The following is a 21,725-nucleotide window of genomic DNA, read 5'->3' as shown; positions in this document are numbered from 1 at the left end:
CTGGCGTTTGGAGTTTCAGCAGCGTCCCAGGCGCTGAAACTTGCCGCCGGGTAGCCGTGCTAGCCAGCCGGCGAGTTCCAAGCCCATCAGCAAGGCCTGCAAGGTGGCGGTGTCCATCCCGCTGCGTGCCTGAATGGCATCCAGACCGCAGGGGTCGAAGCCCATGCTGTCCAGTAAGCCCCTCTCCAGACTGGAAAGCGAGGATTCAGCGGGCGATGGATGTGGCTCGCCATGGCCGGACGCATCAGCAGCCGGATGCGCAACCGCGCTGAGGTCCAGCTCTTCCAGAATGTCTTCTGCAGACTCCACCAGCTTGGCGCCTTGCTTGATGAGTGCGTGGCAGCCCCGGGCCTGCGTGGCGTGGATGGAGCCTGGAATCGCGAAGACATCTTTGCCTTGCTCGACCGCCAATCGCGCGGTAATGAGGGAGCCTGATTTCAAAGCAGCTTCCACCACCAATGTGCCTTTGCATAACCCGGAAATGATGCGGTTACGTTTGGGGAAATTGGCAGACAACGGTGGGGTGCCCAGCGGATATTCACTGAGCAGCAAGCCCTGGTCGCAAATCTGGTGCGCCAAGTCGCGATGGCTCTTGGGGTAGACCCGGTCCAAGCCGGTACCCACCACGGCAATCGTGGCAAGGCCGGACGATGCATAACCCGCCAAGGCGCCTTCGTGGGCCGCGCCATCAATACCCAGTGCCAGCCCGGATACGACGGTCAACCCTGCTTGCCCAAGCGCCTCGGCAAATTGCCGCGCGTTTTGCACGCCCTGGGGCGTGGGGTTGCGGCTGCCGACGATGGCAATACCGGTGCTGGCACAGCGCGCAAAGTGGTCTGCCAAGCCCTCTACCCGACCCAAGGCGTAGAGCATCAAGGGCGGGTCTTCGGTGTCCAGCAGGGCTGCGGGATAGTCTGCATCGCCCAGGGTGAGGATGCGTCGACGGCTGGGGTCGTCTTGGAGCCACTGGAGGGTGCTTTCCAGCAGATGCTTCAGCCCTTCAGGGACGCGCAAAAGTGCCTGGGTTTGCCGGGCGGTGACGCACCGGGAGAGTTCGGCTTCGGTCGCTTGAAAAATGGCTTCGGGCAAGCCAAAGTGCTGCAGCAGGGTGCGTGCGGTGACGTCACCCACGCCATCGGTCAGCCCCAGGCGGAGCCAACCTTGTAATTCCGACGCTTCCAAGGCGTTGCCTAGGGTTTAGCGGGGCGACACCAACCGGTCCCCAATGCGCACGCCATCCGTAATTTCAAGAATCAGGGCGTACGACAGGCGTTCGTAGGTGCTGAAGACCATCAACAAGCCGTTGCGCTCATCCGGCAGTTTCATCAGCGGACGGGTGGCATCCGATTTGTCCACAATGCGGGCACCGTCCTTCTGGATCGCCAGCACATGGCCGCGCTCGATGCCATCGCGCAAGCCGAGGTTGATGGCCACCACTTGGTTTTGGGAGGCATTGACGATGGACGTGCTGCCGTACACCGAGACAATGCGCCCGGCCACTTTGCCTTCCGGTGCGTGGGGGGTGTAGCTGGCGAACTGCTTGGGCGGCTCGGGCAGCAGGCGGTCGCCGACGCGCATTTCTTCTTTGGCCGAAATAATGTCGATGGTGGCGGGCACCACGGCGCTGACGGTGGTGCCCTCAGAGCCGATCACATCCGCAGTGGTCTCGCTGCGTGCCAGAGATGCTTTGCCAACGTACTGCGCCTCATAGCCCAGTACCTCTCCGGTGCCGGGATCTTTGAGCGGTGTGGCGTTGCGGAACACGCGGAATAGCTGTTCCTTGCCTTGGTTGTCCAGCAAGGGGGATTCGGTTCCGCGGGCATACGCGCGGTCACCCCGGGCAAGCAGCACGCGCTCTTCCTGGGTCGCCACGATGCGGGCGGCAGCGCTGAGTCCGGCGGCATCCACAATCATCGGCTCGGCCAAAAAGGCTTCGATCACGCTGGTGCGCAAGGCCGGCAGGGCGAAATCAGGCAGGGTCTCAAAGCGGGTGCGCGGGCTGACGCGCACGGTGTTGACGGGGGCCGGCTCATCCGTGGCGCTACCCAGCACCTTCAGGGTGGCCAGCCCGTTGGAGCGCTCCAGCACGAGGATTTGCCCCGGGTAGATGCGGTGCGGGTTTTTGATGTCGTCCAGGTTCATGCCCCACAGCTCGGGCCAGCGCCATGGGCTTTTGAGGAAGAGGGTCGAAATGCCCCACAAGGTGTCACCACTCTTGACGGTGTAGCGCTCCGGTGCGTTGGCTGCCAGCTCACTCAAAGGAACACCCTTTTGGGCGACTGCCTTGGCGGTTTCGCGTTGCCCCGCAGTGATCGGAAAATTCTGTGCCCAGGTGGCGGAAGTGGCCAGCGTGCCCGCCAGTGCAGCCAAAGCCGCAATGGCTAGGCGGGATTTCGCCATTAGGTGTTTCGTCATAGGGTGCAAATCAGAGTGTGAACTTGATAATTTACGCGCGATTTTGCGCTCAAGCCCTTGATTCAGCAACGATTTTGGCCGCCCTGTAATGCAAGCAAGCGTAAAAGTGGCGAAAATACCCACATCTCCAAGGCAGCATTCATGGCTCTACTTCCCATTCTTTGTTATCCCGATCCCCGCCTGCACACCGTGGCCAAGCCCGTCAGCAGTGTGGACGACCGCATCCGCCAACTGACCGCCGACATGTTCGAAACCATGTATGACGCCAAAGGCATCGGACTGGCCGCCAGCCAGATCGATGTCCATGAGCGCGTCATCGTGATCGATGTGTCCGAAGACCGCGATCAGCCCCTGGTCCTGATCAACCCCGAGCTGGTGTGGACCAGCCCGACCACCCACCTCAACGAAGAGGGCTGCTTGTCGGTGCCCGGTATCTACGACGGGGTGACCCGGTTCGACGCGGTGCATTGCAAGGCGCTGGACGCCAACGGGCAGAGCCGCGTGATTGAGGCAGACGGCTTGCTGGCCGTGTGCATCCAGCACGAGATGGACCACTTGATGGGCAAGGTGTTTGTGGAATACCTGTCGCCCCTCAAGCGCAACCGTATCAAAACCAAGCTGATCAAGGCCAAGCGCGAGGAAGCACGCTAAGTGCCGGCCGCGCAGCGCCCCTTGCGTGTCATTTTTGCCGGCACGCCGGAGTTCGCCCGGCTGGCCTTGGCAGAGCTGCATGCCGCCGGCCACACCATTGCTTTGGTAATGAGCCAGCCGGACCGCCCGGCCGGCCGGGGCATGAAACTGCAGGCCTCTGCGGTGAAGCAGTTTGCGCTGGAACACGGCATTCCCGTGGCGCAGCCTCGCAGCTTGCGCCTGGATGGCAAGTACCCGGAGGATGCAGCCGCCGCGCGCCGGGCGATGGCGGACGCGCAGGCCGATGTGATGGTGGTGGCCGCGTATGGCCTCATCTTGCCGCAATGGGTGCTGGACGACATGGCAGCCCCCCATGCGGATGGCCGCGCGCGCTACGGTTGCCTGAATATCCACGGCTCCTTGCTGCCGCGCTGGCGCGGTGCCGCGCCGATTCACCGTGCCATTGAAGTGGGAGATACGGATACCGGCGTCACCATCATGCAGATGGATGTGGGCCTGGACACCGGCGACATGCTGCTCAAAGAAGCGCTGCCGATCGCTGGGGACGACACCACCGCCACCCTGCACGACAAAGTGGCCGCTTTGGGTGCCCGCATGATCGTGTACACGCTGGATCTCGCCACGCAAGGCGCCTTGACGCCCGTGCCGCAGCCGGCAGAGGGCGTGACGTACGCGCACAAGATTGAGAAAGAAGAAGCCCCGATCCGCTGGACGGACGACGCGGTTGGCATCGTGCGCCGCATCCGGGCGTTCAACCCCTTTCCGGGGGCAACGGCTGTGCTGCAGGGCGAAACCATCAAGGTCTGGGGCGCCCGGGTCGGGAGTGGCGATGCTACCGGCGTTTCTGGGCAAATAGTGGCGGTAGCGCCCGATGGTATTGCGGTAGCTGCTATGAATTCCGTAGTGCTTCTCACCGAGCTGCAACGCCCCGGTGGCAAGCGCATGCCGGTGTCCGACTTCGTGCGTGGCATGCCGCTGGAGGTGGGCATGCAATTCGACGTGCTGCCCTCGCCAGCGTCTGCGGCCTGATGTTTTTCCTGCCCGCCAACCGCCGCCATCCGGAATACCGGCGTGGCTTTGCCGAGATGGCGGGTGTGGCGCCCGGCATCGCGGCCTGGGGCTTGATGACGGGCGTGGCCATGGTCAAGTCTGGCCTCAGCACCGTGGAAGCGTTGCTGATGGCCACCACCGTGTTCGCCGGCAGTTCCCAGCTCGCGGCCATGCCGCTCATCCAGGCGGGTGCGCCGATGTGGGTGATTCTGGCCACCGGGTTTTGCGTGAACCTACGTTTTGTGGTCTTCAGCGCGCATTTGCGCCCCTACCTCATGCACCTGCCGCGGTGGCAGCGCCTTATTACCGGCTACTTGTCGGCTGATTTGACCTATGTGCTGTTCACCAAGCGCTACCCCCAGCCGGGCGTGGATGCGGCGCAGAAGCAGGCGCAAATGGCTTATCTCGCGGGCAATGGCGGCATCAACTGGGCCAGCTGGGTCGGTAGCAGTGTGGTCGGCGTGGTGCTGGCGAATTTTGTGCCGACGGCGTGGGGGCTGGGTTTTGCGGGCATTCTGGCGTTGGTGGGCATGTTGGCCTCGCTGGCCAATACCCGCATGCGCTGGGTGTCGGCGGGCGTGGCCGGGTCCGCGGCGGTGGCGGCATTTGCCCTGCCGCTCAAGCTCAATATCCTGGTGGCGATTGCCGCAGCCGTGGCGGTGTGTCTGCTCCTGGAGGCGAACCGCTCTGCTGGCGCCGATACCGGGGAGGCTGCGCCATGAGTTGGTTGCTGGGCGAGACCGATAGCTGGACGCTGCTCACCATTTTGGGCCTGGCTTGTGTGACGGTAGTGGCCCGCTCGTTTTTCTTTATTCTGGACAAAGAGTGGACGCTGCCCACTTGGGCGCAGCGTGGCTTGCAGTACGCACCGATTGCGGCCCTGTCGGCCGTGATCGTGCCGGAAATTGTGATGCTGCAGGGCCAGATGATCCACACGCTGAAAGATGCGCGCCTCTATGCCGTGGCTGGCGGGCTGGCGTATTTTTTCTGGCGGCGCGGGCAAGGGCAGGCGGTATTGGGCACCATTCTGTCGGGCATGGTGGTGTACCTGCCGCTGCACATCGGCCTCGGTTGGTGAAGGCATGGCCCCCACGCTCCACCGCTGCGCGGGTCGCTGCCCCCCAAGGGGTGCGGTTTCAGCTTGGGGCGGCCCTGCGCTGAAACAGCTCCCCCGCGCCAGTGGTGTGGGCGGTACGTTGCCGTTACGAGGCGCTGGCGTGGTGGGCACTTCTACAATGCGGGCTGTTGCCGCGCCGCGCGGGCTGTGCGCCTTAATTCATTTCCACTCTTCCGAGGTTTTTCCCCATGCAAGTGATCCGTTTCTCCGATCTGGTGGCCCAAGGCCAAGTCGCTGGCAAGCGCGTGTTTATCCGTGCTGACTTGAACGTCCCGCAAGATGACGCCGGTGTTATTACCGAAGACACCCGCATCCGCGCCAGCATTCCTTGTATCGAGATGGCCCTGAAAGCCGGTGCCGCTGTCATGGTCACCAGCCACCTGGGTCGTCCCACCGAAGGCGAGTTCAAGCCCGAAGACTCTTTGGCTCCCGTGGCGAAACGTATGGGCGAGCTGATGGGCCGCGAGATCGCCGTGCTGGCGAACTGGACCGACGGCGTGACCGTGGCCCCCGGCCAATTGGTGATGCTGGAAAACTGCCGCGTCAACAAGGGCGAGAAAAAGAACAACGAAGACTTGGCCAAGAAAATGGCCGCGCTGTGCGACATTTTTGTGCACGACGCTTTTGGCACCGCCCACCGCGCGGAAGCTTCGACTTACGGCATCGCCCAGTTCGCACCGGTTGCTTGCGCGGGCCCTTTGTTGGCGGCTGAAATGGACGCCATCTCCAAAGCCCTGCTGGCGCCCAAGCGCCCCTTGGTGGCTATCGTGGCCGGCTCCAAAGTGTCGACCAAGCTCACCATCCTCAAGAGCCTGGCGGCCAATGTGGACCAGCTCATCGTGGGCGGTGGCATTGCCAATACCTTCATGCTGGCCGCCGGTTTGAAAATCGGCAAGAGCCTGGCTGAGCCTGATTTGCTGGCGGAAGCCACGGCCGTCATCGAAGCCATGAAAGCGCGGGGCGCGGCCGTGCCCATCCCGACCGATGTGGTGACCGCCAAAACCTTTGCCGCCGATGCGCCTGCCACCATCAAGGCTGCGACGGATGTGGCCGACGACGACCTGATTCTGGACATCGGCCCCCAAACGGCCCAGACCTTGGCCGACCAGCTCAAGAAGGCCGGCACCATCGTGTGGAACGGCCCCGTCGGCGTGTTTGAGTTTGCCGCGTTTGAGAACGGCACCAAGGTGATTGCCCAGGCGATTGCCGAGAGCGATGCCTTCAGCATTGCCGGTGGTGGCGACACCCTGGCCGCGATTGCCAAGTACGGCATCGAGAAGCAGGTGGGCTACATCTCCACCGGTGGCGGCGCCTTCTTGGAGGTGCTGGAAGGCAAGACCCTGCCGGCCTTTGAGATTCTGGGCAAGCGCGCAGCCGTTTAATTTGCTCCTGAAATAGGATCTGCTCGCGCAGAATTGGCGAGCGCTAGAGGCACTTTTGATGCATCATCAAAAGTGCTTTTTTGTTGGTAACTAGGTATTTACCCGCACGCGGGTATCTTGTGCCTGGCATGTAACCAAGATACATGCTTGCGTGTGAAAATAGGTAACTACCTCTAGGAGACAGATTCATGCCGCGCCGCGCCACCAAAATTGTTGCCACCCTCGGCCCCGCTTCCAGCGATGCCGCCATCCTTGAGCAAATGATCCGTGCAGGGGTCAATGTGGTGCGGCTGAATTTCAGCCACGGCAAGGCGCAAGACCATATCGACCGTGCCCGTTTGGTGCGTGAAGCCGCCCAGCGTGCCGGCCGCGAAGTGGCCATCATGGCCGACTTGCAAGGCCCCAAGATCCGCGTCGGCAAGTTCGCCGAAGGCAAGGTCTTTTTGGAGCAAGGTCAGAAGTTCATCCTGGACGCCGCCCGCACCGAGCTGGGTGACATCGATGCCGTGGGCCTGGACTACAAGTCCCTGCCCAGCGAAGTCAAAGCCGGCGATGTGCTGTTGCTCAATGACGGTTTGATCGTGATCACCGTGGACGCCGTGGTTGGCGACCAAGTGCACACCACCGTGAAGCTGGGCGGTGAGTTGTCCAACAACAAGGGCATCAACAAGCAGGGTGGTGGCCTGACCGCTCCCGCCCTGACCGGCAAGGACATGGAAGACATCCGCACTGCGATGAGCTTCCAGGCCGATTACGTGGCCGTGAGCTTCCCCAAAAACGCCACGGACATGGAAATGGCACGCCAGCTGTGCAACGTGGCTGCAGCCGAATACAACCACAAGCCCGGCCTGATCGCCAAGATCGAGCGCGCGGAGGCCATCCCCAAGCTGGAAGAAATTTTGCTGGCTTCTGACGGCATCATGGTCGCCCGGGGCGACTTGGCGGTGGAAGTCGGCAACGCCGCCGTGCCCGCCCTGCAAAAGCGCATGATCAAGCTGGCCCGTGAGCACGACAAAGTAGTCATCACCGCCACCCAGATGATGGAGTCCATGATCACCAACCCGGTGCCCACCCGCGCCGAAGTGAGCGACGTGGCCAACGCGGTGTTGGACGGCACCGACGCGGTGATGCTGTCGGCCGAAACCGCTGCCGGCAAGTACCCGCTGGAAACCGTGATTGAAATGGCCAAGATTTGCCTCGCCGCCGAAGGCAGCGAGATGGTCAAGCTGGATGCCGACTTCACCGGCAAAACCTTCACCCGCATTGACCAGTCCATCGCCATGGGTGCACTGTTTACGGCCCACCACTTGGGTGCCAAAGCGATTGTGGCCATGACCGACAGCGGCAGCACCGCGCTGTGGATGAGCCGCCATTTGATCCATGTGCCGATTTATGCCTTGACTCCCAAGGTCAGCACCCAGCGCAAGATGACGCTGTACCGCAACGTGCGCCCCCTGCTGATGAGCACCAGCGCAGACCGCGACACCGCTTTGATGGACGCCGAAAAGCACCTCAAGACCCGCAGCATTGTGCAAAAGGGCGACATTTACGCCATTACCTGTGGCGAGCCCATGGGCGCTCCGGGCGGCACCAATATGCTCAAGATTTGCGCAGTGAGCTAAGCCGGTTTTATCGGGCAGATACACAAGGGAGCTGAGGCTCCCTTTTTCATGGGCCCGTTCGGGCGATAGGACGTGGCAATCTCCGGCGGTTAGAATCCGGCAACGGTACAAGTTACCAAGCGGTTACATCAACCGCTGTTGCAGGTTATTAACTTCCTGGGGATAGAAAAATGGCACTCGTTTCCATGCGCGAGCTTCTGGACCACGCTGCGACGCACAACTATGCGATTCCGGCGTTCAACGTCAACAACCTGGAGCAAGTCCAGGCCATCATGGAGGCCGCGAAGGAGACCGGCGCCCCCGTGATCATGCAGGCCAGCGCCGGCGCCCGCAAATACGCGGGTGAGCACTTCCTCAAGCACCTGATCCAGGCGGCGGTGGAAAGCTACCCCTCCATCCCCGTGGTGATGCACCAGGACCATGGTCAGAGCCCCGCGGTGTGCCAAGGCGCCATTGACCTCGGGTTCAGCTCCGTGATGATGGACGGCTCTCTGGAAGCCGATGGCAAGACGATTGCGAGTTACGAGTACAACGTGGACGTTACTCGCAAGGTGGTGGACCTCGCGCACAAACTGGGCGTCACCGTGGAAGGTGAACTCGGCTGCTTGGGCTCGCTGGAAACCATGCAAGGCGACAAGGAAGACGGCCACGGCACCGACGCCATCATGACCCGCGAGCAGTTGCTGACCGACCCCGAGCAGGCCGCTGACTTTGTGAAGCGCACCCAGCTCGACGCCTTGGCTATTGCCATTGGTACCAGCCACGGCGCCTACAAGTTCACCCGCAAGCCTACGGGCGACATTCTGGCAATCGACCGCATCAAGGAAATCCACGCCCGCATTCCCAATACCCATTTGGTTATGCACGGCTCCAGCGCGGTGCCGCAAGAGCTGCTGGCTGCGATCAACCAGTACGGCGGCAAGATGGCCCAAACCTGGGGTGTGCCGGTGGAAGAGGTGCAGCGCGCCATTCCTTTCGGCGTGCGCAAGGTCAACATCGACACCGACATCCGCATGGCCATGACCGCTGCGGTGCGCAAGTTCATGTTCGAGAACCCGGAAAAATTCGATGCCCGCGAGTGGCTCAGGCCCGCCCGCGAAGCCGCCAAGCAGCTTTGCAAGCAGCGCTACATCGAGTTCGGTTGCGAAGGCCGTGCGGCCAGCATCAAGGGCCACAGCCTGCAGGTGGTGGCAGCGCAATACGCGCGCGGTGAGCTGGCCCAGGTGGTGCAGGAGTCCGCAGTCGCTGCCTGAGACGCTGCGGTGCCGCACGCCGGCCCGAACTTGCGATAATCCAAGGCTTCGCCTTCCATTCCGGGGGCGAAGCCTTTTTACTTATGTGGACGCCATGACTTCAGCTTTGCACACCTCCGCCTTGTCTCTTCCCTTGCTTGCCCGCGGCAAGGTGCGTGATAACTACGCAGTGGGCGACGACCGCATCCTGATGGTGGCCAGCGACAGGCTCAGTGCGTTTGACGTGATCATGGGCGAGCCCATTCCCGGCAAGGGCGCGTTGCTGACGCAGATGGCGTTGTTCTGGTTTGAGAAGCTGGGCAAGAACGGCGCCGACGTCTGCCCCAACCACCTGACCGGAGATGCTCCTGAAAGCGTAGTGACTCCCGCAGAGGTGGCGCAGGTTGCAGGCCGTTCCATGCTGGTCAAGCGCTTGAAGCCCCTGCCTGTGGAGGCGGTGGTGCGCGGCTACCTGGCTGGTAGTGGCTGGAAGGAATACCAAGAGAACAGCGCGGTATGCGGCGTGAAGTTGCCTGCTGGCCTGCAAAACGCCAGCAAGTTGCCCGAGCCCATTTACACGCCGGCGGCCAAGGCCGCGGTCGGCGACCACGACGAAAACATCACCTTCGAGAAAACCGTGGAAATGATCGGTCTGGACCTCGCGACCCAGATCCGTGACATCAGCATCCGCATCTACAAGGTGGCGGCCGAGTTTGCGCTGACCAAGGGCATCATCATTGCAGACACCAAGTTCGAGTTTGGCCTGGACAAGGACGGCACTCTGACCCTGATGGATGAGGTGCTCACCCCTGACTCGAGCCGCTACTGGCCGGTGGAAAGTTACCAAGTGGGAACCAACCCGCCCAGCTACGACAAGCAGTTCGTGCGCGACTGGCTGGAGCAGGCATTAGTGGACGGCAAGCCTTGGGACAAAACTCCACCCGCACCCCGCGTGCCGCGCGAGGTGATCGAGAAGACGGCCGACAAGTACCGCGAAGCCCTGCAGCGCTTGACGACCTGATCGTCCTCAAGCCGCTACGACGGATACGCCCCTTTGGCTGATGTTCAAGGTGACATCGTCCTGGGGGGACCAGTGGCCTTGGGCATCTGAGGCCACGACGAAGATGGGCCCCAAAACGGTATCTATCGTCAATTCCTGAAAACTCCCCAGATAGGCCGCTTTGCTCACCGTGCCTTGCAGGCCTGTGCTGTGTCCGGGATTGACGGACCATGCTTCGGGGCGAATCGCCACTTTCACCGGGCCTGCGTTCAAGCGGCGCGGTGTTGAGAGCGTCAAGGGGCCCAATTCCACCGAGCCATTCTCCAGGCATTGGCCATTGAGCAATACCGCTTCGCCCATGAAGCCAGCCACAAACTCCGTTTGCGGGTTTTCGTACAGTTCGCGCGGACTGCCTGCCTGAGCAATCTGCCCTGCGTTCATCACAATGATCTGGTCGCTGACGGCCAAGGCTTCGCTTTGGTCATGCGTCACATAAGCCACCGTCAGTTTCAGCCGCTGTTGCAGTGCCCTGATTTCTTCGCGCATGGACCGGCGTAAGCGTGCGTCCAGGTTGGACAGCGGCTCATCAAACAAGAGGACAGAGGGCTCCAGCACCAGCGCACGGGCCAATGCCACGCGTTGCTGTTGCCCCCCAGACAACTCTGCGGGGTAGCGGCTCTCGTACCCCCCCAAGCCTACGATAGCCATGGCTGAGCGGGCCCGCTCGCCCACCTCCTGTTTGGGGACGCCGCTCACGTTCAGCCCGTAGGACACGTTCTCCAGCACCGACATATGGGGGAACAAGGCATAGCTCTGAAAGACCATGCTCACGTTGCGCTCCGCCGGTCCGAGGTGGGTGACATCGCGGCCGTCAATGAAAATTTGACCGCTGGAGGGCGACTCCAGCCCGGCGATCATGCGCAGGGTGGTGGTCTTGCCACAGCCGGACGGACCGAGGATGGTGGTCAGCGTTCCTTTGGGAACATGAAAGTCAATCGCGTTGACCACCAGAGGGCTGTGGGCGCCGCCGTAGCGCTTGGAGACCTGACGGAAAGAAATGCCTGTGTTGTTCATGGAAGTCGTCATCCGTAAGTATTTCAATGGGCCGTCGCAGCATGGCGGCGGCCAAGTTTGCGTTCACCCACCAGGGCCTGTACCAAGAGGGTGCTGCAGGACATGAGCAGGATCAGCACCGTGCAATACGCCAGTGCCACGCCGTAGTCACCATTGCCGACGCGGCCGATGATGTAGGTAGTGGACAGTTCGTACTGCGCAGTAACCAGAAAGATCACGGCAGACACGGTGGTGATGGAGCGCACAAACGAATACACCAGTGCTGCTACCAGCGCCGATTTGATGAGGGGCAATACCACCAGGCGTAACGTGGTGAGGGTGTTGGCGCGTAGCATCAGGGACGCTTCGTCCAGGGAGCGATCCAATTGCTTGAAGGCGGCAGTCCCGGCACGCACCCCGACCGGCAGGTTGCGGAACACAAAGCACAAGACAATGATCAGCCCGGTACCGGTTAACTCCACCGGCGGTACGTTGAATGCCAGGATGTAGCTGACACCCAGCACCGTGCCCGGAACTGCAAAGGTCAAGAGTGCAGAGAATTCGAAGCTGGCCTTGCCCCGGAACTCTGCACGCGCCAGCAACCAGGCAATCAGCAGGCCGAGGCCCGCGCACAAAGGGGCCGCCATGGCTGCCAGCGACACGGTGGTGAACAGCGAGTTCCAGGCAGTACCTGCCCAGACCACACCGTACTCTCCCCATTGCACGTCAAAGGCCGTGCGGAAGTGATTCAGCGTGAGCGTGTAGTCACGCCCCCATGTCTGGACGAAACCACCGGCGAAGGCAAAGAGGTACACAACCAGCGTGAACACCAGCCAGGGCCCCGCCACACCCAGACATAGCTTGCGGATACCCGCGGGGAGGGGCATGGGCAGACCGGCATCGCCCTTGCCGGCAACCGTGGTGAAACTGCCTTTGCCAAGGACCCTGCGCTGGATGAAGAAGACAGCCAGCGCAAACACCGTCAGGATCAGCGACAAAGCCGCAGCCATTCCGGGGTCCAGGGACGCTCCCACGATGGCAAAAAAGATTTCTGTCGACAGCACGGCGAACTGCCCGCCGACCACGATCGGGTTCCCGAAGTCCGCCATACTCTCGATAAAGCCCACCAGAAATGCATTGGCCAAGCCCGGCTTGAGCAATGGCAGGGTGACGGTCCAAAAAGTCTGCATGCGGCTGGCACGCAGGGTCTGGGAGGCTTCCTCCATCGAAGGGCTCACGCCTTGCACCACACCGCGCATGATCATGAAGGCAATAGGGGTGAAGGCGAACAACTGCGCCAGCCAGACACCAAAGAAGCCATAAAACCAGCGCGTGGGCTCAATGCCAAAAGCCCACTCCAGATATTGATTGAAGAGCCCGGCACGCCCAAATAACAAAATCAGCCCCAAGCCCACCACAAACGGCGGCGTGATGATAGGCAACATGGCCAAAATGTTGAGCGGCTTGGCGAGTGCTTTTGCTTCCCGCTCCGCCCAGAGTGCGATCAAGGTGCCCAGGAACGTGGTCCCCGTGGCGGTGAGCAGTGCGAGACCCAGGGTGTTCCACGCCACACCGCAGCGGCCTTGGCCACTGATACATCCGAGTCCCCAGATGCGGGCAGTGCCGATCCGGTCCCACAGGGCGCTGATGGAGAATAGTCCCTCGTCATTGAGCACGCTGCCCATCAAGGACTTGAGAACCGGGTAGACCACAAACAGCGCCAGCAAGGCGGTGCAACACAACACGGCACCGGCTACGAAGGCGTCACCCTTGAATCCTCCAAGTCGGGCTACGCCGATGGAGAGCAGTGCCAGCAGGCTCACTATCAACACCATGGCGCCCCACCCCATGCCCGGCTGCGTGTAGTCCGTGGCGCCTGCCAATGCAGTGAGCCAATCCCAAGCCCACCCCACCATACCGATGGCAAATCCGCTGATCACCAGCCCGGCCAGCCCAAGGCCTGCCCCACTGCACAACAACAGACCCTGGCGGCGCGGTGTGTGGGCGAATACGGCGGAGGCTGCCAGTAGCAGTCCCCCGAGGCCTATCCCTAGCCAGGGGTGGGCATGGCTCGTCATGTGAGTCCAGCCGTTGGCACTGGCGGCGGAGCCCCAGAGGCCGGGCAGGGCCTCCCACAGGCTCCCCCGTTGAAGAAAATACCAGGGCAGCAGCACAAAGGCCGCAGCGCCCAGAGTGGCCCAAAGGGCAATGACGCGGCGTGTTCGCCACGGGTGAAAAGTGTTCATGTCATCCAGCGTGAGGCAGGGCCCTGCTTGCTGCAGAGCGCAGCGGCGGGCGGGTTAGCAGGGAATGCGGGATTAGCGGGATTGGCCGTTCACATCGCGTTCCCAACGCTGGATCAGACGCTTGCGCTCTGCGGACTGGCCATACTTCGCATAGTCGTAGTCGATCATCTTGATCTTGCGGAAGTCCGGTACGCGCGGGTCCACCTTGGTTTCGCGGTTGGAGGGCAGCTGGAATTGCAGCGTGGCAGCGCCCAGCGCCTGCGCGCCGGGCGTTAAAGCCCAGTCATAAAACTTCTTGGCTGCTTCCAGGTTGCGCGCACCGCGCACGATGGACATGGAGCCAATCTCTGCACCTGTGCCATCGGACGGTGTGATGGTCTCCAGGGGGAAGCCCTGGGCTTTTTCGCCGGGGCCGTCGTGCACAAAGCTGATGGAAATAGCGGCTTCGCCCCTTGCCACGGCCTTGATGGGGCCTACGCCGGAGCGCTGGTAGGTGGCAATGTTTTTGTGCAGCTTGGCCAGGTAGTCATAGGCCTTGTCTTCTCCCATCAGCTGCACCAGCGTGGCAATCATGGTGTAGGCCGTACCGCTGGAGGACGGGTTGGCGGATTGGATTTCGCCTTTGTATTCAGGCTTGATCAGATCCGCCCACGTCTTCGGGATGGGCAGCTTCTTCTTGGCGATCAGCTCGGTGTTGTATCCAAAGCCCAAAGGTCCGGAATAAATGCCCACCGTCTTGTAGCCGGACTGTGCGGCCTGCTTTTGCGCCCAGTCGTACAACTTCGGCAGCAGGGGCGACTTGTACTCCTGAGTCAGGTTTTGTTCGGCAGCCACCAGGTGCGGATCGCCCGTGCCTCCGAAAAAGATGTCTGTCTTGGGGTTGGCTTTTTCGGCCATGAGCTGGGCGACGGCTTCGCCCGAGCCCTTGAGGGTCATATTGACCTTGACGCCTTGGCTTTTCTCGAAGGTGACGGCAATCATGCTGCACCACGGCGCTTGGCCCGAGCAGATGATGTTGACCTCGCTGCCGGATTGGGCATACACACTGGCTTGCGAGAGCGCGATACACGCAGCAGCGATCAGGTGGGTTTTTTTCATGGAAGTCTCCTTTAGTGTTGGACCAGGGGTTCGGATGCGTTGGAAAAAACGGAGGGCAACAGCACGCTGACCCCCTGTGCTGACAAAAACAAGCTGACCGGGGCGCCGCAGGCATAGGCCGCCCCTTGTGACGGAATGAGCACCAATATCTCGCCCAAGGTGGTGTACACCCACACCTCTGTAGAGGAGCCCAAAAAGGCGCTCCGCAAGACTTTGCCCGGCAATCCGGCCGAACTGGCCGGTGCGATGCGCCAGGCGTGCGGGCGCACGACGATGCGCACCGCGCCACGGCGCAGTCCGGGGTCAGGACCGATCTGCAAGGGGCCTAGATGCACCAGACCTTGGGCGTCCACCTCTGCGTCGAAAGTGGCAGCGTCCCCCATGAAGGCGGCAACGAACTCTGACAGGGGGTGCTCATAAAGATCCCGCGGGGAACCGATTTGCACAATCCGGCCCTCTTGCATGACGACGACGCGGTCGCTGACCGACATGGCTTCTGCATGGTCATGGGTGACGTACAGCACCGTCAGTTCCAGCCTCTGTTGCAGGGCGCGGATGTCTTCACGGATATGGCGTCGCAAGTTGCTGTCGAGGTTGGAGAGGGGCTCATCCAGCAACAGGATGCGGGGCTGCAATGCGAGTGCACGGGCCAAAGCTGTGCGCTGTTGCTGGCCACCGGATAACTCGTGCGGCATACGATCTTCCAAGCCTTGCAGGCCGACCAGTGCTAGGGCCTGGGCACTGCGCTCGCGCTGGCTTGCCGCCGACAAGCCTTGCATGCGCAAGCCATAGCAGACGTTGTCTTCCACGCTCTGGTAGGGAAACAGGGCGTAGCTCTGAAACACCAGGCTGAGGTCCCGTTGTTCAGCGCTCTTGGACGTGACGTCTTCCCCGTGAAAAATCAGCTGCCCTTCGTCGGGTGTTTCCAGTCCGGCTACCAGGCGTAGCAGCGTGGTTTTGCCGCAACCGGAGGGGCCCAGAAGCGTCGTCAACCGACGATCTGGAATATGCACGTCCACGCCGTGCAGCGCCCGATAGCCATTGGCGTAGGTCTTGGTTACCCCGCGGATTTCCAGACCGGGCCTCATGCTGGCATCCTCAAGGTGGCTTCCGACAAGGCTGCATGCGGCATCGAGCGGGCTGGTACTGCGGAGTCTTGTGCCATGGCATGCGCAGGCCGGGGCCAGCGGACGACGGCATCGACGCCCACCACTGCGCCTTGTTGGATACGGTTGTAAAGGTCCAGCGTCGCGTGCATGGACACAGCAATTTGTTTGCAGATCGACAGGCCCAGGCCCACTCCGGTGCCTCCGCTGGCCGATTCGAAGGGTTGGAACAGGCGCTCCCGGACTGCTTCGTCCAACCCTCCTGCGTTGTCCCAGACTAAAAGCTCCAGTTCGTCTGGCAGGTGGCGGATGACCACGCCCAGACTGGCTCCGGTAGCGGACTGGCGGATCGCATTGGCCAACAGGTTGCGTAGCATTTCACCGACCAGCCAGCTATCGCTCATGAGCCGTACGGGTTCGGCGTCCAAGGACACTTCCAGCTGCTTGCGGGCGATCAAGGGTGCAAATTCCACCAGAATGTCGCTGGCAAGGTGGTGCATATCCACCAAGCTCCACTGCGCCTGCCGGACCTTTTGCTCCACTTTGGCCTGCGACAGCAATTGATTCGCCAGATGGCTCGCGCGATCCAGCGTGCGCAGCATTTTGGGCAGGGTGTCCGAGGCCGGTAGTTCGCCGGACGTGACACCTTGCACTTGGGTTTTCAGCACTGCCAACGGTGTGCGCAACTGGTGCGAGGCTTCCGCAATGAAGCGTTGCTGTTGCTCCAGGGCATCCCGTTGTTGTTGCCATTGCACATTCAGGGCGTGCACGATGGGTTCCAACTCTACGGCCGGTGTATGGCCCAAGGGCGTTGTTTCCTGGGGTTGACGGCTAGCTACGGTGGTCGTTAGTTCTTGTAGTGGCCGCAGACAATGCCCCGCCAGCCACCACAGGGCTGGTGCGCTAGCCAGTGCCATGCAGACAGCAAGCCACGGTGTCGTGGATCCGATGGCGCCGATCGCTCCCCCCAGTCCGGTGCAGATCACGAACATCAGTAACAACTGCTTCCGCATGGACAGCGCGGCTTTGCCGTTGGTCTGGGTCATGCCGGATCCTTGCTGTCGTGACCCAGTTCGTCCACCAGCAGGTAGCCGATACCGCGCATCGTTAACAAGGCGGCGCCACTGCCTGCCAAGCGCTTGCGCAAACGGTGCGCTAGCAGGTCAATGGCATCGCTTTGATGGCTGGCATCGTCGCCAAAGATGGCCTGGTACAGGTCGTCTTTGGACACCGGGCGGCCCGGCTTGGTGATCAAGGCGCGCAGCATCGCGCTTTCGCGAGGGGCAATGTCCAAAGGGCGTCCTGATCGCAGGAATAACCCCTGGTTCATGTCGAGCTGCAAGTGCCCGCAACGGAAGTCTTCGATGCCCTGGCTGCGGCGCATCAGGGCACGCAGGCGAGCCACCAGTTCTTCCGTGTCGAAAGGCTTGGTCAGGTAGTCATCGGCGCCGAGGGTCAGGCCGGTGACCCGCTCGCCGATGGAGGTGCGGGCCGTGACTACCAGCACCGGCAAGCGCAACCCGAGGTCCCGCATGCGTTGCAACACGTCCAGACCATCCAACCCTGGCAAGCTCAGGTCCAAGATGACCGCGTCGAAGCTGCGTTTGCGCATCCATGCCAGCGCCTCGTGCCCATCGGCACAGCACACCGGCTTGAACCCGCGCGACGCGAGTACACGCCCCAAGGCGTCCACCAGATCCAGATCGTCTTCCACCAACAACACATCCATACCGGTATCGTGCTGTCAGGGGGCTGGCCCCGCAATGGGGTTAGCGCGCAGGTTGAATGAAAGAAACTTGAAATGTGGCAGGCGTTACCTGCGTGTCCATTGGCCCGGAAACGAAAAAACCGCCATCTGGCGGTTTCTTGAGGGGTAAGCGCGGTATCAGTTCAGCGCCATGCTCAGCTTGCGGCGGTAACTGGCCACCAGCTGCGCTTGCGGGTCTTGCTCGGCCACCACCTTGCCCAGTACTTCGATGCCACCGGCTGTTTTGCCGGCAGCTGCCGAGTCCGCTTTGGGCTTGGGCGGGGTGAGCAATTCGAGAATCGCGACAAAGGTTTTGCGCGGCACTTCGCTGTTCCACGCCTTGTCGCGCATGATGATTTCCAGCAGCTCATCCATGGCGCCGGTCCAGTCTCCGCCCACCATCAGCACACGGGCCTTGGCAAGACGGGTGTCGAAGTCCCGCTTGTTGGTGGCAATCACTTCGTCAAACTGGGCGGGTGTCCACAGGCCTTTGTCGTCGGTCAGGACGAACTTGATGGCATCCAGAAACTGCGCCAGTGCCTCGAAGCGCTGCTGCTTGGGGATGTAGGCCAGCGTCGGGGCCAAAGCGGCCTCGGCGTCTTCGATCATGTCGTTCTCAATCAGCAGCTTGACGTAGTCGTAGCGGGCGTCATCGTTGCCGGGGTTCAGCGTCAGCGCTTCGTGCAGCTTTTGCAGGGCGGCGCGTGGGTCACCTGCTTGAGCCAAGGATTGGGCGTCTTCCACATCGGCTTCTGCCTCCAGCACTTCTTCGGAGGGCACGTGCTTGTCCAGAAACTCCTTGAGCTTGCTTTCGGGCACCGCGCCCATGAAGCCATCGGCCGGCTTGCCATTGATCATCAGCACGCAGGTAGGAATGCTGCGGATACCGAAGGCCTGCGCGAGCTGCTGCTCCTGGTCGGAGTCGATTTTCACCAGCTTGAAGCGGCCGCCGTAGTCGGCTTCCACCTTTTCCAGCAGTGGTCCCAGCGTCTTGCAAGGCCCGCACCAAGGCGCCCAGAAATCGACCAGAACGGGCACCTGATGGGAGGCGGCGATGACTTCGGTTTCGAAGTTTTCTAGGGTGACGTCGATCATGGGCAAGTAGCTCGGGGTGAAAAAGTAAAATTCAACAATGAAATCAATTCAAATCGGCGTCGTCATGGGTTCCAACTCGGATTGGGACACCATGCAACACGCAGTCCAGATTCTCCAACAGTTTGGTATCGGCTTCGAGGCGCGCGTCATTTCCGCCCACCGCATGCCTGATGACATGTTCCGCTACGCTGAGGCCGCCGCAGGCCGGGGCCTCAAAGCCATCATCGCCGGTGCCGGCGGCGCGGCCCACCTGCCGGGCATGCTGGCGGCCAAAACCACGGTGCCCGTGCTGGGTGTGCCGGTGCAGAGCAAGGCACTCTCAGGCGTGGACTCGCTGCACAGCATCGTGCAAATGCCCAAGGGTATTCCGGTCGCTACCTTTGCCATTGGCAACGCGGGTGCGGCGAATGCGGCCCTGTTTGCCGTGGCGCTCTTGGCCAATGAAAACCCCGACCTGCGCATGGAGCTGGACGCCTACCGCGTCGACCAGACCCAGACCGCCCGCAACATGACCCTGCCGGTGACCGGCAGCGACGCGTAATGGTGGCACAGGCAGTGGGTGGTTCCGGGATGAAGCTGGGCGGACCCAAGGAAATGACCCTGGGCGGTTCACAGGAAATGACGCTGGGCGTCATGGGCGGCGGCCAGCTCGGCCGCATGTTTGCCCACGCCGCGCAGCAGATGGGTTTTTTCACTGCGGTGCTGGACCCGGACGACAACAGCCCGGCCGGCCGCATCAGCCACCACCATGTGCAAACGGCTTACACCGATGCAGAGGGACTGGCCCGACTGGCCGCCGTGTCTGCCGCCATCACCACCGAGTTTGAGAATGTGCCGGCTGAGGCGTTGAACCAGCTGGCCCAAAGCCGGCCCGTGGCGCCCAGCGGAGCAGCCGTGGCGATTGCGCAGGACCGTGCAGCCGAAAAAGCCCACTTTGTGCAATGCGGCGTGCCTTGCGCGCCGTACGCGGTGATTGAAACCGCCGAGCAACTGGCTGCCATCGATGCCAACCTGCTTCCAGGCATTCTCAAGACCGCCCGCATGGGCTACGACGGCAAAGGCCAGGTCCGCGTGAAGACGCCCGCCGAGTTGGCCGCCGCGTGGGCCGACCTGAAGCAGGTGCCTTGCGTGCTGGAGAAGATGCTGCCCCTGCAGTGGGAGTGCAGCGTCATCGTGGCGCGCGGTGCCGATGGCGCTTGTGTGAACCTGCCGGTGCAGCGCAACTTACACCGGGACGGCATTCTGGCAGTCACCGAGGTGTATGAAGAAAATGTGCCTCCAGCGCTCGCCGAACGTGCAGTGGCTGCTGCGAAATCGATAGCGCAGGGCGTGAACTACGTCGGTGTACTGTGCGTGGAATTCTTCGTGCTGGACGAATCCCACCCCGCCGCCGCAGGCTTAGGTGGCTTGGTGGTCAACGAGATGGCCCCACGCCCCCACAACAGCGGCCACTACAGCATGGACGCCTGCGATGTGTCGCAGTTCCATCTGCAGGTGCGCACGCTGGCGGGCTTGCCCTTGGTGCAACCGCGTCAGCACAGCCCGTCCATCATGCTCAATCTGTTGGGCGACATTTGGCCCCAAGATGGTCGTAACGGCGGTGTGCCTGACTGGTCGGCCGTGCTGGCTTTGCCCGGCACCCATTTGCACTTGTACGGCAAGCTGGACGCCAAAAAGGGCCGCAAGATGGGCCACCTCAACGTCACCGGCGCCAGCATCGAGCAGGTGCGAGCCACCGCGCTGGAAGCGGCGCGCATCCTCGGCATTGCCGCATTCTGAATGCCTGTTAGCGAGTCGCCCCGCGCATGATTGTTTCTGCCTACCAATTCGCTGACGGGGTGGAGCTTGCTCCTGATTCCATAGCTTCTGCCGCAGACGCGGTGCGCGCTGGCGGCCTGATTGGCTTGCCTACTGAGACGGTGTATGGCTTGGGTGCGGATGCGTCTGACCCGGTGGCCGTGGGCCAAATCTTCACTGCCAAGGGCCGACCCTCGGACCACCCCTTGATCGTCCACGTGGCTGCGTTTGACGGCGGCATGGGCGGGGTGGCGCATTACTGCGCCCGGGTGCCTGCGTTTGCGCAGCAGCTCATGTCGGCCTTTTGGCCCGGTCCGCTCACCCTGATCCTGCCGCGCAAAGACGGCGTGGGCGAAGCCGCAGCCGGGGGGCAGAACAGCATTGGCCTGCGTTGCCCGGCCCACCCGGTGGCCCAAGCGGTGTTAGCAACCCTGCGTAAGCCTTCGGACGGCGGGCGCGAAGTCTGGGGCATTGCCGCGCCCAGCGCCAACAAATTCGGCCGTGTGAGCCCCACCACAGCCGCCCATGTGCACAGCGAATTCGGGGACGACTTGCTGATCCTCGATGGCGGCCCCTGCGAAGTGGGCATTGAGTCCACCATCATCGACTGCACTCGGGGTGCGCCGGTGCTCTTGCGCCCGGGCTCCATCACCGCCCAGCAGGTGGAAGACGCTTGCGGATGCAAATTGCTATCAAAAGAAGAGCTAGATGCGCAGCGTCAACAAGCGCCACGGGCCTCTGGGACCCTGGAGTCGCACTACGCGCCCAGCGCCACCGTGCGCCTGATGGATGCCAAAGCCTTGCAATCCGCCCTGGACTTGCTAAGCGGCACCACCCCGCCGGACAAGCGGCCCACCATCGCGCTGTACCACCGCAGCCCGCTGCATGTGCGCTCGCCGCTGGTGGCTGCGCACCGCATGCCGACGCATGCCCAGCCGGCGGCCCACGAGCTGTTTTCCAAGCTGCGGGAGATGGATGCGCAGGGCGTCACGCTAATTTGGGTCGAAACCCCGCCTGACACCCCCGAGTGGGATGGCGTGCGTGACCGTCTGACCCGCGCTGCAGCCTGAAACGGGCCACTGTCGGCACTCTTGCCGACCATCAGCCGGTTTTC

General features: G+C 62.2%; 20 protein-coding genes. 11 read left to right on the top strand and 9 right to left on the bottom strand.

All coding sequences use genetic code 11. From position 1 onward, the window contains the following. Nucleotides 1-15: 15 nt before the first annotated feature. Nucleotides 16-1,182, bottom strand: a complete 1,167-nt coding sequence (gene dprA / locus FDM28_RS02665) for a DNA-processing protein DprA (protein WP_138512760.1) — start codon at nt 1,180-1,182, stop codon at nt 16-18. 15 nt (nt 1,183-1,197) lie between these two features. Next, a complete protein-coding gene (locus tag FDM28_RS18205) occupies nt 1,198-2,415 on the bottom strand; it encodes a LysM peptidoglycan-binding domain-containing protein (protein ID WP_138512759.1) in 1,218 nt (405 codons plus the stop codon). Nucleotides 2,416-2,556: 141 nt separating this feature from the next. Between FDM28_RS18205 and def the strand changes: the two genes are divergently transcribed. From def to FDM28_RS02620, 8 genes are all read left to right on the top strand, one after another. Beyond that, on the top strand, nt 2,557-3,066 hold the full coding sequence (gene def / locus FDM28_RS02655; protein ID WP_138512757.1) for a peptide deformylase: 510 nt from the start codon (nt 2,557-2,559) through the stop codon (nt 3,064-3,066). A 21-nt stretch (nt 3,067-3,087) separates the two neighbouring features. Continuing rightward, a complete protein-coding gene (gene fmt / locus FDM28_RS02650; protein ID WP_138514223.1) occupies nt 3,088-4,095 on the top strand; it encodes a methionyl-tRNA formyltransferase in 1,008 nt (335 codons plus the stop codon). Beyond that, nucleotides 4,095-4,838 (top strand): AzlC family ABC transporter permease, encoded by a 744-nt coding sequence (locus tag FDM28_RS02645; protein ID WP_138512755.1) that lies wholly within the window; start codon nt 4,095-4,097, stop codon nt 4,836-4,838. The genes fmt and FDM28_RS02645 overlap by 1 nt, the downstream gene beginning before the upstream one ends. After that, complete coding sequence (locus tag FDM28_RS02640; protein WP_240791875.1) at nt 4,835-5,194, top strand: AzlD domain-containing protein; 360 nt, start codon at nt 4,835-4,837, stop codon at nt 5,192-5,194. Before FDM28_RS02645 ends, FDM28_RS02640 begins: the two co-directional genes overlap by 4 nt. 227 nt (nt 5,195-5,421) lie before the next feature. Then, nucleotides 5,422-6,615 carry a phosphoglycerate kinase gene (locus FDM28_RS02635; protein ID WP_138512753.1) on the top strand — a complete coding sequence of 398 codons (1,194 nt, stop codon included), beginning with the start codon at nt 5,422-5,424 and terminating at the stop codon, nt 6,613-6,615. 188 nt (nt 6,616-6,803) lie between these two features. Continuing rightward, the gene (gene pyk / locus FDM28_RS02630; RefSeq protein WP_138512751.1) at nt 6,804-8,237 is read left to right on the top strand and encodes a pyruvate kinase; all 1,434 of its coding nucleotides are present in this window, start codon (nt 6,804-6,806) and stop codon (nt 8,235-8,237) included. A 170-nt stretch (nt 8,238-8,407) separates the two neighbouring features. After that, nucleotides 8,408-9,490, top strand: a complete 1,083-nt coding sequence (gene fba / locus FDM28_RS02625; RefSeq protein WP_138512749.1) for a class II fructose-bisphosphate aldolase — start codon at nt 8,408-8,410, stop codon at nt 9,488-9,490. 94 nt (nt 9,491-9,584) lie between these two features. Then, nucleotides 9,585-10,490, top strand: a complete 906-nt coding sequence (locus tag FDM28_RS02620) for a phosphoribosylaminoimidazolesuccinocarboxamide synthase (RefSeq protein WP_138512747.1) — start codon at nt 9,585-9,587, stop codon at nt 10,488-10,490. Between the two features lie 6 nt (nt 10,491-10,496). Here the strand turns inward: FDM28_RS02620 and FDM28_RS02615 are convergent, their stop codons facing one another. From FDM28_RS02615 to trxA, 7 genes are all read right to left on the bottom strand, one after another. Beyond that, the gene (locus tag FDM28_RS02615) at nt 10,497-11,543 is read right to left on the bottom strand and encodes an ABC transporter ATP-binding protein (protein WP_138512745.1); all 1,047 of its coding nucleotides are present in this window, start codon (nt 11,541-11,543) and stop codon (nt 10,497-10,499) included. A gap of 23 nt (nt 11,544-11,566) precedes the next feature. Beyond that, the gene (locus tag FDM28_RS02610; protein ID WP_138512743.1) at nt 11,567-13,768 is read right to left on the bottom strand and encodes an ABC transporter permease; all 2,202 of its coding nucleotides are present in this window, start codon (nt 13,766-13,768) and stop codon (nt 11,567-11,569) included. A 72-nt stretch (nt 13,769-13,840) separates the two neighbouring features. Then, nucleotides 13,841-14,866, bottom strand: a complete 1,026-nt coding sequence (locus tag FDM28_RS02605; RefSeq protein ID WP_138512741.1) for an ABC transporter substrate-binding protein — start codon at nt 14,864-14,866, stop codon at nt 13,841-13,843. A gap of 11 nt (nt 14,867-14,877) precedes the next feature. After that, entirely contained in the window at nt 14,878-15,954 is a 1,077-nt protein-coding gene (locus FDM28_RS02600) for an ABC transporter ATP-binding protein (RefSeq protein WP_138512739.1), read from the bottom strand. Then, nucleotides 15,951-17,018, bottom strand: coding sequence for a sensor histidine kinase (locus tag FDM28_RS02595; RefSeq protein WP_138512737.1), 1,068 nt, complete (start codon nt 17,016-17,018; stop codon nt 15,951-15,953). Before FDM28_RS02595 ends, FDM28_RS02600 begins: the two co-directional genes overlap by 4 nt. Further along, on the bottom strand, nt 17,015-17,701 hold the full coding sequence (locus FDM28_RS02590; protein ID WP_138512735.1) for a response regulator: 687 nt from the start codon (nt 17,699-17,701) through the stop codon (nt 17,015-17,017). Before FDM28_RS02590 ends, FDM28_RS02595 begins: the two co-directional genes overlap by 4 nt. Before the next feature lie 156 nt (nt 17,702-17,857). After that, entirely contained in the window at nt 17,858-18,814 is a 957-nt protein-coding gene (gene trxA, locus FDM28_RS02585) for a thioredoxin (protein WP_138512733.1), read from the bottom strand. Nucleotides 18,815-18,851: 37 nt separating this feature from the next. Here trxA and purE point away from each other — a divergent pair, with 37 nt between their 5' ends. The 3 genes from purE to FDM28_RS02570 are packed head-to-tail and all read left to right on the top strand — an operon-like array spanning nt 18,852 to nt 21,681. Next, nucleotides 18,852-19,355: a 5-(carboxyamino)imidazole ribonucleotide mutase gene (purE, locus tag FDM28_RS02580; protein WP_138512731.1), complete on the top strand. Its 504-nt coding sequence runs from the start codon at nt 18,852-18,854 to the stop codon at nt 19,353-19,355. 53 nt (nt 19,356-19,408) lie between these two features. Continuing rightward, a complete protein-coding gene (locus tag FDM28_RS02575) occupies nt 19,409-20,593 on the top strand; it encodes a 5-(carboxyamino)imidazole ribonucleotide synthase (RefSeq protein WP_138514219.1) in 1,185 nt (394 codons plus the stop codon). Nucleotides 20,594-20,619: 26 nt separating this feature from the next. Then, the gene (locus FDM28_RS02570) at nt 20,620-21,681 is read left to right on the top strand and encodes an L-threonylcarbamoyladenylate synthase (protein WP_138512728.1); all 1,062 of its coding nucleotides are present in this window, start codon (nt 20,620-20,622) and stop codon (nt 21,679-21,681) included. Nucleotides 21,682-21,725 lie beyond the last annotated feature (44 nt).

The sequence above is a fragment of the Rhodoferax bucti genome (assembly GCF_005876985.1).
In the GTDB taxonomy this organism is placed as follows: domain Bacteria; phylum Pseudomonadota; class Gammaproteobacteria; order Burkholderiales; family Burkholderiaceae_C; genus Allorhodoferax; species Allorhodoferax bucti.
Note: the sequence above shows the minus strand (reverse complement) of the source record. Positions and strands in the feature narration are given on the sequence as shown.